At 40.5% G+C, this 12798-nt stretch carries 12 protein-coding genes; 11 read left to right on the forward strand and 1 reads right to left on the reverse strand.

All coding sequences use genetic code 11. The features are described 5' to 3' along the window. The first annotated feature begins 14 nt into the window (after window positions 1–14). From panB to LM917_RS05060, 7 genes are all read left to right on the forward strand, one after another. Window positions 15–875, forward strand: coding sequence for a 3-methyl-2-oxobutanoate hydroxymethyltransferase (gene panB, locus LM917_RS05030; protein ID WP_232696381.1), 861 nt, complete (start codon window positions 15–17; stop codon window positions 873–875). Further along, complete coding sequence (panC, locus tag LM917_RS05035) at window positions 869–1720, forward strand: pantoate--beta-alanine ligase (protein WP_232696382.1); 852 nt, start codon at window positions 869–871, stop codon at window positions 1718–1720. The genes panB and panC overlap by 7 nt, the downstream gene beginning before the upstream one ends. A gap of 74 nt (window positions 1721–1794) precedes the next feature. Then, window positions 1795–2178 (forward strand): aspartate 1-decarboxylase, encoded by a 384-nt coding sequence (gene panD / locus LM917_RS05040; protein WP_232696383.1) that lies wholly within the window; start codon window positions 1795–1797, stop codon window positions 2176–2178. A gap of 101 nt (window positions 2179–2279) precedes the next feature. Beyond that, window positions 2280–3737 carry a tetratricopeptide repeat protein gene (locus LM917_RS05045; RefSeq protein ID WP_232696384.1) on the forward strand — a complete coding sequence of 486 codons (1458 nt, stop codon included), beginning with the start codon at window positions 2280–2282 and terminating at the stop codon, window positions 3735–3737. Window positions 3738–3783: 46 nt separating this feature from the next. Continuing rightward, the gene (dinG, locus tag LM917_RS05050; protein WP_232696385.1) at window positions 3784–6681 is read left to right on the forward strand and encodes an ATP-dependent DNA helicase DinG; all 2898 of its coding nucleotides are present in this window, start codon (window positions 3784–3786) and stop codon (window positions 6679–6681) included. 137 nt (window positions 6682–6818) lie between these two features. Further along, the gene (locus LM917_RS05055; protein ID WP_232696386.1) at window positions 6819–7457 is read left to right on the forward strand and encodes a redox-sensing transcriptional repressor Rex; all 639 of its coding nucleotides are present in this window, start codon (window positions 6819–6821) and stop codon (window positions 7455–7457) included. A gap of 38 nt (window positions 7458–7495) precedes the next feature. Then, window positions 7496–8791, forward strand: a complete 1296-nt coding sequence (locus LM917_RS05060) for an amidohydrolase (RefSeq protein ID WP_232696387.1) — start codon at window positions 7496–7498, stop codon at window positions 8789–8791. Window positions 8792–8863: 72 nt separating this feature from the next. Here LM917_RS05060 and LM917_RS05065 read toward each other — a convergent pair whose 3' ends face one another. Further along, complete coding sequence (locus tag LM917_RS05065) at window positions 8864–9043, reverse strand: hypothetical protein (protein ID WP_232696388.1); 180 nt, start codon at window positions 9041–9043, stop codon at window positions 8864–8866. Window positions 9044–9175: 132 nt separating this feature from the next. Between LM917_RS05065 and LM917_RS05070 the strand changes: the two genes are divergently transcribed. From LM917_RS05070 to LM917_RS05085, 4 genes are all read left to right on the forward strand, one after another. Next, complete coding sequence (locus LM917_RS05070; RefSeq protein ID WP_232696389.1) at window positions 9176–9880, forward strand: hypothetical protein; 705 nt, start codon at window positions 9176–9178, stop codon at window positions 9878–9880. Between the two features lie 20 nt (window positions 9881–9900). Next, entirely contained in the window at window positions 9901–10383 is a 483-nt protein-coding gene (locus LM917_RS05075; protein ID WP_232696390.1) for a cell wall elongation regulator TseB-like domain-containing protein, read from the forward strand. Between the two features lie 180 nt (window positions 10384–10563). Then, the gene (locus LM917_RS05080; protein WP_232696391.1) at window positions 10564–11094 is read left to right on the forward strand and encodes a hypothetical protein; all 531 of its coding nucleotides are present in this window, start codon (window positions 10564–10566) and stop codon (window positions 11092–11094) included. Continuing rightward, a complete protein-coding gene (locus LM917_RS05085) occupies window positions 11087–12586 on the forward strand; it encodes an AAA family ATPase (protein ID WP_232696392.1) in 1500 nt (499 codons plus the stop codon). Before LM917_RS05080 ends, LM917_RS05085 begins: the two co-directional genes overlap by 8 nt. Window positions 12587–12798 lie beyond the last annotated feature (212 nt).

Raw genomic sequence — 12798 nt, forward strand, 5'->3', positions numbered from 1 at the left:
TGGGGGATTCGAACATGCAAACCTGTAAGCCTGTAACAACATCTACTTTGAGACAAATGAAGACCAAAAAGGAACAAATTGCAATGCTTACTGCCTATGACTATCCATCTGCAAAGCTAGCGGAACAAGCAGGAGTGGATATGATTTTGGTGGGCGATTCTCTTGGTATGGTGGTCTTAGGTTATGATTCAACAGTATCCGTAACCATGGATGACATGGTTCACCATACGAAAGCGGTAACAAGAGCAGTAACAAGAGCGTTTGTTGTTGCTGATATGCCTTTTCTTACTTGTCATGGGTCGGTGGATCAAGCAATCATGCACGCTGGTAGACTCATTCAGGAAGGGAATGCAAAGGCAGTTAAAATGGAAGGTGGTCAAGAGATTGTCCCTATTGTAAAAAGATGTACACTGGCAGGAATTCCAGTCATGGGACATCTTGGGTTGACCCCTCAATCTGTTCATCAATTAGGCGGTTATAAGGTACAGGGTAAGGATATTGAATCGGCAAAACAACTGATTACAGATGCCAAAGCATTAGAAGAGGCTGGTGCATTTGCAATCGTTCTGGAATGTGTTCCACGAGAAGTGACTGCCAAGGTAACAGAAGCGTTGGAAATACCGGTTATTGGAATTGGTGCAGGCGCAGATTGTGATGGTCAGGTGTTAGTTTTTCATGACGTACTCTCCTATGCCTCCAATATTCAACCTAAATTTGCAAAAAGCTATGCAAATATTGGAGAAACAATTCAAACAGCCATTGAAAATTATGTAAATGAAGTAAAGGCTCAACATTTCCCTCGACCTGAACATACCTTTCATGCTTCTGAAGAAACAGTTACGCAGCTGTATGGAAAAGAGGGCCAAAAATGCTAACTATTCCAACTATTAAAGAGTTGCGTCACCATCTTCAAAAAGAGAAAGAGGCAGGAAAAACAATTGGTTTCGTACCGACAATGGGCTATCTCCATGACGGTCATATCAGCTTGGTGAATAAAGCAAAGGAAGAAACCGACGTAATTGTAATGAGTATTTTTGTAAATCCATTACAATTTGGACCTACTGAAGATTTAGATAAATATCCACGCGATATTGAAAGAGATAAAGAACTGGCTAGAAGTGCAGGTGTCACCTATTTGTTTACACCATCTGTACAAGAAATGTACCCGAAACCAATGCGAACCAAAGTGGTAGTAGAACAGATTACGGAAGTATTGTGTGGGTTATCACGTCCAGGTCACTTTGACGGTGTGTCTACGGTTGTAACCAAATTATTTAATATTGTTCAGCCAGACAAGGCTTTCTTTGGACAAAAGGATGCGCAACAAGTAGCAGTTATCGAGCAAATGGTTGAAGATATGCTCATGCCCGTAACGATCGTATCCTGCCCCATTTATCGTGAAGCAGATGGTCTTGCAATGAGTTCACGCAATGTATACCTTTCAGATGAAGAACGCTCGCAGGCCTTGGTTTTATCCCAAAGCTTATTTGTAGCAAAACAGATGATTGATGCAGGTGAACGTGATGCCAGTTGCATGATAAAAAAGGTACGTTCAATCATCGAAGAGGCACCCCTTGCAGTCATTGATTATGCAGAAATGAAAAAATACCCGGAGATGGCTGATGTAGATCAATTGGTATCGAACGAGAAATATGTAATCGCACTGGCAGTTAAGTTCGGGCAGACACGCTTAATCGATAATAGTTGGTTCCAGTTGTAGAATCCGGGGGCAAGTACATTTTCGTTTTGAAAATGGTTTAAATAATTCAGATGATAAACAGAGGTGTATTGCACATGTTTCGTACGATGATGACAGCCAAAATTCACCGTGCCACAGTAACGGAGGCTAACCTGAATTACGTTGGTAGTATCACAATTGATAAAGAGATCCTGGATGCGCTTGAGCTTCTTCCTAATGAGAAGGTTCATATTGTAAATAATAACAATGGAGCGAGATTGGAAACATACATTATTGAAGGTGAACCTGGAAGCGGAACTATTTGTCTGAATGGTGCAGCGGCTCGTCTGGTTCAGCCAGGTGATATTGTTATAATTATTGCCTATGCGATGATGACTGATGCGGATGCGAGAGATCATAAACCAAAAGTGGCTATCATGGATAAAGATAACCGGATTGCGCAGTTACTAACGGAAGAGGAACATGCTACAATTCTGTAAATGCTTGGTACGGAAGGCGTTGTTATTACTGATCTGTTGAATAGAGCCACTTCCCTTGTGAGACAATGAGTGTACTCACTTCCTACAAGGGGTGGCTTCTTATGTTTATAGATCAGTGGTTTATGGAGCTTCAGAAGAGATTAGAACGATTAGAACAGGAATGGCCAAAGGCAACTAAGGAAAAGAAGGAAGAATTGTACAGAGAAATTCTACAGCTTCGGTCATACAGTGATCAGATGATTGATCTATGGCTCAAGTATGAAGAGAAGCTAAATGAAGTATGCAGGTACGTTCAACATGAAAAGGCTTTTCCGAAAAAATACGAAAAAGTACTTGAGATGAATGATGATTCAATCGGTACATCCGGTATTGCACATCAGCAGGAACGTTTTAAAAGAGCAGAAGGATATTATCAATTACGTTTGTATGATCTTGCACAAAAGGAATTAGCCCCATTAGTTGAAGAGATGCCTAATTGGGAATTTGGAAGATTGTATTATGCCTACAGCTTATATTTTTGCAACCAGAAAGAATTAGCGATGAAGGAGTTTCGTTTGGTTAGCAAAACGGCAATCTCACCTCAAATCGTCTCAATAAGCTGTAATGCTCTTGGATGTATGCTAGGAGAAGAACAGAAATGGATTGAAGCAATTCCTGTCTACGAAAAAGCGATTGAAGTACGCCCAGGATACAGAGAAGCGATGTATAACCTTGCCATTGCTTTACTCGAAGAAGGGGAATATGAGGAATGTATTTATTGGTGTGAGAAGCTGTTGGACGATAAAGAAAAGGATTGGCAGACACAGGTGTTATATTTACGAGCAATCCGTCATTTTTATCAACTACAGCCAATTGAAGAGGCTAGTAAATTGCTTTCTATGTCGGAGCCGAGTAGTGATCTTGAACCAGACACACTAAGAGAACTGGCAATTTTATCCGAGGAGACAGGTCATTATCGACATGCAATCAGTTGTTACAGGTTTTTAGTTGATAAAAGACCGATGGATATAGCCTTTTGGCATGCTCTTGCGCGTAATACTTGGTTGCTCCATGGGGCAACAGCGGCAATTCCCATCATAAAAAAGGCAATTACACTTAGCCCTACAGACATCATCTGTCAATTAACCTATGCCTGGATGCAGCTTGATGTAGGAGAGCATCTTAACGCGAGAAAGGTATTCCAAAAGATTATGGAAATGGATAGGGAAGGGAATTATCCACTGGCGTTGATGGGTATGGTTTTTTCATTTGTGAGTGAAGGTGACTATCAGGAAGCAAAACGACTTGCTTTTTCGTTTACAGAACTCCAAAATGAGTATATGCAAATGATGGGACATTACCAGTTAAGCTGGGTCCATTTACGTGAAGGAAACCTGGAGCTTTCCAATTATCATTTAGGAAGTGGAAAGCGAATGGAAGCGAAATATAGCGACCATTCTACCGTAGATGGCTTGTCTTCTGGACTTAATCAGATGTCAGCAATGTTACGGAAATCAGATAACCATGAGCAAGTAAAGAAGCAAAATGCAGGATTTTTTCTCCCGTTGCCGAATAGGTAACAAGTAAAAATCCAGCAAGAGTGCGCGTGTCAATGAGGTGACGATTTTGAAGCAGTTTATCGTCGTAGACTTTGAAACCACTGGGAACCAGCCCCGACAAGGTGATTCCATTACCCAAATTGGGGCTGTAGTGGTGGAAGATGGTACGATAACCCAAAGTTACTCTACATTTGTGAAACCAGAAAAAGAAATACCATCTTTTATTACTCAACTTACAGGAATAACGAATGAGATGGTTGCAGATGCACCAACAATAGAGGAAGTGTTACCTAATCTGTTACCTCTACTGGACGGTCGAACTTTTGTAGCACATAATGCAATGTTTGATTTATCCTTTTTGCAAGAAGCCCTGCTTGGTCAGGGCTATTATCCATTTGATGGACCGGTACTAGATACCGTCGAACTAGCAAAAATGCTGTTACCGACACAAGAAGGGTATCGACTCATGGAGTTATCTTCAGATTTACAAATCACACACGATAACCCACATCAAGCGGACAGTGATGCAATGGCAACAGCAGAGTTGCTGTTACATCTTTTACGAATATTGGATGACTTGCCATTAATCACGATTCAGGGATTACAAATGACGATCACATCTTTTCGCTCCGATCTAGGTCGTTTATTGAATGAGTTAGAAGCAGAGAAGTTACTTTCTAGTTTTCCGTCACAGGAAGACGGGAGTTTAAAGCCAGCAGGAAGCGTTGAATCAGAAGATGAGAAATTTGATTTTTATCGACAGATAGCCATACGAAAACGTAGGTTATCTAAGGGGAAAAAACGAGAAAAAGAAGCGATATCATATGAGTATGAGCCATTTTTAGAGCAAATCTTGTCAGTTGATGGAGATGGCCTCGCTAAGCACCACACTTCGTATCAACGACGTGAAGCACAGGAAGCTATGATGCATGCGGTACATGAGGCATTTAGCGAAGAAAAGCATCTTCTGGTCGAAGCAGGCACTGGGACTGGAAAATCTCTAGGATATTTATTACCAGCAGTATTTTGGTCACGAATGCATAACCAGCAAGTTGTGGTAAGTACACATACCATTCATTTGCAGGAGCAATTATTTCATAAAGACATTCCGTTATTGCAAAAAACATTACCGTTCGATTTTAAAGTTGCCCAGTTAAAAGGAAGAGGCAACTATTTATGCCTTCGAAAATTCGAACAAAGCTTGGAAATGCAAGAGGGCATGTCTCATGAAATACAGATGGCAAAAGCTCAGCTCCTCGTCTGGCTGACTCAGACAGAAACAGGTGATGTAGAAGAATTAAGCTTATCACCAGGTGGACAGCAATTTTGGCATCAAGTGAAAAGTGATAGTCACTCATGTTTAAACCGCCAATGTCCGTGGTTTAGTCGTTGTTTCTATTTTCAGGCTAAACAACGAGCTCGTGAAGCTGATTTGTTAATTGTAAATCATGCTTTATTAGTAAACGATTTAGATAGAAAAGCAGGAGTAGTCCCGCCTTATGAAGTAGCGATTATCGATGAGGCACATCAACTGGATGATGTAGCAAGTCAGCACCTTGGAACACAAGTCTCAAGCGTTGATCTATTCTTTTTAATGGAACGATTGACGGTTGATCGGGAGCGTAATTCACTCTCTGCATTTTTAGAGGAGCTGTTGATCTGGAAACCACAGCTTAGAGATGAATTGGAAGAAAAACGAGAGCAATTAAGAGAAGCACATCAAGGTATGAAAGAGGCAAGTAATAATTGGTTGCAACTTTTTTATCATTGGGGTTTGAAAAGAAGTGAGGAAATCGGAGAGTCTCAGCGTGCCGTTCTTCGTTACAAACAAGGTAATTTTGTAGGGAAGAATAAAAAACTTCAGCAATCTATTGATAAGGTAATTGAATCCATATCTACTTTCGGAAAGACTATGCAAGACCTCCTACAATTGATGGCTCCCTTACAAGAACAAGAGGTGCCGTTTTCATTGGAACGGCTGCATTCAGATTTATTTGGGCTATTGGACGAGTTAAATCAATCATCTGCAGATCTATATTTTGTATTGCTTGATGAAGATGATAGCTATGTTAGCTGGTTGGAACTCGAAACGAAGACAACAAGAAAACAATTGTTCTTCTTCAAGTCTCCACTTTCTGTTGCAGAGACTTTGCATGAAAAATTATTTGCTGATAAACGAAGTGTGGTATTGACATCTGCTACCTTAACGATTAAAAATAATTTTGATTACTTCAAAGAAAGAGTGGGGTTAGCTGATATTCCAGAAGAAAGGATTACTACCTTATCCCTTCCTTCCCCGTTTGCTTATGATAAGCAGGGATTAATCTTAATTCCATCTGATTTTCCTACCGTCAGCAAAGAAACCGAGCATATTTTTACCCAGTCAGTGATTCAAGGTTGTATTGATGCTGTCAGAGCTACCCAAGGACGTACCATGATTCTGTTCACCTCCTATACCATGCTACGTGCCGTATATGATGGAATGAAGAGTTGTATGCAGAAGGACGAGTTTACCATTCTTGGACATGGTATTGACAGCAATAATAGGAGTAAGCTAGTACGACGTTTTCAAACTGGCGAAAAAACCGTTTTGCTGGGAACGAACAGCTTCTGGGAAGGGGTAGATATTCCCGGCAAAGCATTAAGCTGTTTAATCATTGTCAGACTTCCATTCCAACCACCAAATCAGCCACTTTTACAAGGTAGATCTGATAAAATGAAGGAAGAAAAGAAAAATCCATTCATGGGACTGGCATTACCGCATGCAGTTATCCGGTTTAAACAAGGAGTGGGAAGACTGATTCGCCAACAGGATGATAAAGGTGTCGTCGTGATTTTTGACAGTAGAATAGTAGAGTCCCGGTATGGACGTACTTTTATTAAGTCCTTACCTGATTACCAGGTAGAAACGGGTCCCTGGACTGATCTAAACAAAAAAATCAGCCTTTTTTTGGAAGAAAACTAGATTTTCTCACATTTCAAGTACAAAAAATACTTGCGATAGCCAAAGAGATTGATAAGATAATAATACCGAAATTGACAGCTTCCGTTTAATAGGAATGGCTTCGTTACGGAAACACAACGAAGATAGGAGTGCAAAGTATGGGGAAAGTACCTAAAATATCGGAAGCAGTTGTACGCCGTCTGCCCATTTATTTACGTTATTTAACAAATTTGCAGGATAATCAGGTGAAAACAATCTCTTCACAGCAAATGGGAAAAACAATGGATATTAATCCTGCTCAAATTCGTAAGGATCTTTCTGCATTTGGGGATTTTGGAAAAAAAGGAATCGGGTATGATGTTGAATATCTGATTGATAAAATTAGACATATATTAAAGCTAGATCAGGCTATTCATGTTGCTTTAGTTGGAGCCGGTAATTTGGGACAAGCGATCTCGAATTATAATGTGTATTTAAAGGATAACATGAAAATTATTGCTATTTTTGATGCAGATCCTAATAAGATAGGAAAAGACTTAGGTGGATTGATGATTGAATCAATTGATAAGATGGCGGAGGCTATTCAAGAGAGAAATATCCGAATGGCTATTATTACAACTCCGGCATCTGCGGCACAAGAAGTGGCAGATCGATTAATTCATGCTGGTATTGAGACCATCCTGAATTTTGCTCCAGCTACGATCCGAACTGATAAAGATGTAAAAATAGATCATGCTGACCTGACTTCTAGTCTGCAAAGCTTGGCATATTATCTTCAAGATAAAACAGCAGATTAACTTCAAGCTGTTTAAAAGATGAAGGGGGAAGAATTAGGTTGAAGAACATCATCACTAATGCAACAGTTATTACAGTAAATGAAACGAACGAAGTTATTCAAAACGGAGCTGTTGGATTTGACGGTAATATTATCACGTATGTAGGAGAGACTCCTCGTGATCTCTCCATGTACGATGTAGTAATTGATGGTACGAATAAGTACGTACTACCTGGATTAATTAATACGCATGGACATGTTGGTATGTCATTGTTACGTGGTTTTGCAGACGACCTGCCACTTCAACAATGGCTAGAAGACAAAATGTGGCCGTTAGAAGCCCAATTCGGGTCAGATCATGTGAAATGGGGAACTATCATTTCCCTGATTGAAATGATTCGCACGGGTACAACCACCTTTGTTGATATGTATGATTATATGGATCAAGTTGCCCAAGAAGTAGAGATAGCGGGGCTTCGCGGTGTACTTTGTCGTGGTGTAATTGGACTTTGTTCCGAAGAAGAGCGAGCTAGTAAACTTGCTCAGGCAACCGCTTTTGCTCGTGAATGGAATGGAAAAGCAAATGATCGGATTCGCACGATGATGGCACCACATGCGCCATATACCTGCCCACCAGAATATATTGAGCAAATCCTTGAAAAAGCAAAAGAACTGAACGTTCCGATGCACATCCATATGTCAGAGTCCAAATTCGAAGTGGAACAAAACGAACGCGATTATGGTGTTCGTCCAGTTGCCCATTTAGAAAACCTGGGTGTCTTTAATCATCCTACATTGGTTGCTCATGCTGTGCACCTAACAGATGAGGAAATTGATACGTTGGCGAAATACAATGTGAAAGTTGCTCATAATCCGATTTCCAACCTGAAACTAGGCAGCGGGGTAGCAAGAGTACCTGCTTTGTTAGAAAAGGGTGTTTGTGTTGGACTAGCTACGGATAGTTCAGCGAGCAACAATAACCTGAACTTGTTTGAAGAATTAAAGGTCACTGCGATTCTGCACAAAGGTGTCAATTATGACCCGATTGCAATACCTGCTGAAGAAGCACTTCGAATGGCTACTCGTTACGGTGCAGAAGCTGTTTTCCAGAAGGATGAGATTGGCTCATTGGAACTAGGTAAAAAAGCAGATATGATTATGCTTGATTCCGCTCAAGCACATTATCACCCTGCTCATGATCCAATTTCACACGTTGTTTATGCAGCTAACGGCTTTGATGTTACAGACACCATTGTCGATGGTAAGTTTTTGATGAGAAACCGTGAGCTATTAACAATTAACGAAGCAGAGGCAATTAAAGAAGTAAATCGTTTGTTCTCCGGCTTAAAACGATAATAATGAGAAAAGGCTCCTGTCTGTAGGGATAGACAGGAGAAGTAGTGTAGGGTGTAGGCCTGGAATAAAATGTTAGTCCATCCGTTGCATCTCTGTTTGCCGTAAATCAGTAAGTGGGGTATGGCGAACAGAGAGAGTAGCGGTATTGGGCAAGGCACGAAGCGGTGAGGCAAGACCTTCCCAGGAAGCATAGGATTCTTGCTTCAGCCATTCCAGAAAATCCGGGAGAGCTGTCCTGTCGGTTTGATTCACGCGCTCACCTCCTTGTGGTGTACTTGTAGTATGGCTCTTCATTGCTCCAGTATGATTAGTAAGTTTTCCTCGTAGTTCTAAAACCTTCTTCTATCTCATAAATTCTAGGAGATATAGGAGGGAGAATGGATTATGTATGTAAAACCTCGCTATCTTTGGCTGATAATACCTGCATTTGCTCTGTTATTCTTTTTGGGGAATTCTCTCGGCAAATCACTGGACAAGCAAGCTGTCACAATCTTTCCTTCGCAAGCCACTTTACTACCGAATGAATCAGTAAATAAGGCACGCCATGATTTGAAGAATTGGCTCTCACCAATACTTACTGATAAAAATAGTACTTCGTTTGGGGTTAAAATTCAGCAAGAATCATTCATTGGAAGCTTTAAGGAAGAGTACTTTCAACTGTCAGGGACTTTCCAAGGTAAGAAACTGTACATGAATCGAAACGAAAAGGGTTCATCACTCGTAATAGATAATGAGCCACAACCACTTTACCTGCTTCCCTATGCTTTATACACGCCATATGAGCATGCAAAATTACTTCGTGACCAACTGGATGTCTTGGTCCCTAATCGAATGATTTCGAGGGATGAAGAGGGCGTGGAAGGTTATCAGTTTACGTTACCACCTGAAAAACTGAAGGATCTGCTGGGAGTGTGGTTAGGTAACTCTTTTATCAAGGATATGAACCTAGATGAGCTGTCAGCAACCACGTCTATTCAGTATCAACTGTGGTATCATGATCAAGAGAAAAAGCTCATTCGTATGGTAGTGAAATTAAAGGTGAAGAGTAACCATGGTGTTAAAGAGGATCAATTAGTATTTAATTTTTGATTTGAAGAAGGAGAATCATTGTGTGGAAGCGCATCCTGATTATATCCGTCTGTGTAGTTGTTATCGTAGGCCTTGGGATTTATTTCCTGCTCGAAGGATTGCTTACTGAACGTAGAGCAATGGTAGCAGATTCCCAAAGCTATATTGTGCAAAAGACTACTATTACGCAGATTGATTACATTGATGAATATCGTGGAAAAGAAACATACGCAGTTGTGATCGGGAAAGATGATAAAGGTACGTCACTTATTTCCTGGTTTAATGATAAGAAAACAGTAACTGAAGAATTGCATAATGGGATTCCACATGAGGAAATTAATCAAAAAGCATTGAAAGAGTATCCAGGTGCTGTGGTTAAGCGCATTGTTCCAGGTTTGGAAGGGGAGCAGAAACTCTGGGAAGTTACACTTCTAGATAAAGATAAACGTTACAACTATGTTTATTACGACTTTACAACAGGGACTTTATTACGTGCATACACTCTAAATATACCCAAAGCGTAAAAACGACCCATTCCGTTATCGGAAGGGTTGTTTCTTTTGGTCTATGTTGAATACGGTCAAAGAATCTACTGGATATAGTTCCAACATATACATGCCGAGACTTGGTTCTAATGATGATATACTTGGAAATGCAAATGACTATGATTGATTCGGGATCAATGAAAAGGAGAGTGTTTGGCTGTGAAACTGCGTAAAGGACCAATGTTTCTCTCGTTACTAGTTGCGCTTGCTCTCCTATTTAGCGGATATTTTCTCTTCCAAAAAGTACAAATTGAGAAACCGTTGATGGAACAAGCGGAGCAGATGACATCTGCAAAACTAATCGACTTTTCTATGCAAAAGGATAAAGTCACATATAAATTCGAAGTTACAAACCCAGAACAATTTGTTATCGACTACCCTAAGCTAATTGATGCAATTAAAACCTATGCACCAGAAAAAGCTTTTGATATAATGCTTACCAATCAGGATGAATCATTGCAACCTATTTGGAACGAAGGTTTATTCGGGCTAATTGAAGCAATTGAAACGAAACAATATAGCAATATCCCTGAACTTTTGTCAGAATGGAAAGAAACATATAAATTGGACGAAGCGTTTGGCCGAATAGACGACAAGTATGTCTATATTTTTATGAAGCGGGGAGAGGACGAGTTTTATAAAGTCATTCCACGCAAACAGCCAATAAGTGAGGTGGTAAACCGTGGGTAAAGAAATTCTCTACGGTACTGTCCCAGCGGTTATCATTTTCCTGCTGTTTCTCGGGGTTAATGTAGGGCCATTCCTATTATTTGCTGCCATATTATTTACGGCTTACTTCCTGTTTATTAAACAGGGTGGTAACATGCAAATTGGTGCCGGGAAGTCCAAAAGTGGGAGTCATGCCGTTAAAAAGACAAATATTTCGTTTTCTGATATTGGTGGTCAAGAGCGTGCAAAAAAAGAATTACGTGAAGCATTAGACTTTTTGTTACACAAAGAAGCGATTGAGCAATATGGAATTCGACCATTAAAAGGGGTTCTCTTAACTGGTCCTCCAGGTACTGGGAAAACCTTGATGGCAAAAGCGGCAGCTAACTATACGAACTCTGCATTTGTTGCTGCATCTGGGGCACAATTTGTAGAGATGTATGTTGGGGTCGGAGCACAGCGTGTTCGTGAATTGTTTAAAGAAGTGAAACAATTAGCAGAAAAAAATGGACAAGACAGCGGAATTATTTTTATCGATGAGATAGATGTCATCGGTGGAAAACGTGATGGACAACAACAGCGTGAGTACGATCAGACTCTCAATCAGCTGTTGACAGAAATGGATGGTATGACAACAAGCGAAAAACCGAGAATATTGCTAGTAGCGGCAACAAACCGTAAAGATATGCTCGATTCTGCCTTGTTGCGCCCAGGTCGATTCGACCGTCATATTCAGGTGGACCTACCTGATAAACCTGCCCGTGCACAGATTTTAACTCTTCACACCGATAATAAACCACTAGGGCTGGATGTGAATCTGGATAAAGTGGCACAAGAAACGTTTGGTTTCTCTGGTGCTCAACTGGAGAGTGTCTGTAACGAGGCTGCCATCTATGCCATGCGTGATGAGTCTGAGCAAATTATGCAGCGTCATTTTTCTCTTGCCATTGATAAAGTGATGATGGGGGAAATGACTGATCGTGAAGCCTCCAAGGACGAAAAAGAACGTGTCGCCATTCACGAATTGGGGCATGCCATTGTAAGTGAACGGATGCGCCCAGGTTCCGTTTCGCAAGTTACCCTTACTCCTCGTGGACAAGCCTTAGGTTATGTCAGACAAAATCCGATGGACGACCAATACCTTTATACAAGAGAGTATATGGAAGGACAGATCATGGTATGCTTGGCTGGTGCTGTTTCCGAAGAGATTTATTATGGAGGTCGAAGCACAGGTTCGAAAAACGACTTCGAGCAAGCGTTGCATATGGCACAGGAAATCGTCCAAAGCGGTATGTCTAAACTGGGGATTATCAATATGAATTACGTAGACAAGGCGTCTGTTCATCAGGAAGTTCATGCGATTATTGAGCAGCTTTTGGAAAAAACGAGAGTGATGCTTCGTGAACATGATGCCGTTTATCGTTATAGTTTACAGGTATTGCTCGATAGCGAAGTGATTAGCGGAGATCAGTTCCGTGAAAAATTATCTGAGATGGATATGGTAGTAGCATAAGTAAATAGTAGTATCAGCGTAAAAAACTGACGGAATAAGCAACCGTCAGTTTTTTTATGTTGGAAAAGAGGAAAGTTAGACTGTAATGATTTTGACTTGTTTTAGAAAAATTATGAGGTTGAATCTATCATGCAAACATAATATAATCAAAATAAACCATAAACAACTATAAACAATCAATTATATACGTAATAACAATCAAATACAGTCAT

This window comes from Brevibacillus daliensis (assembly GCF_021245735.1).
GTDB lineage: Bacteria > Bacillota > Bacilli > Brevibacillales > Brevibacillaceae > Brevibacillus_B > Brevibacillus_B daliensis.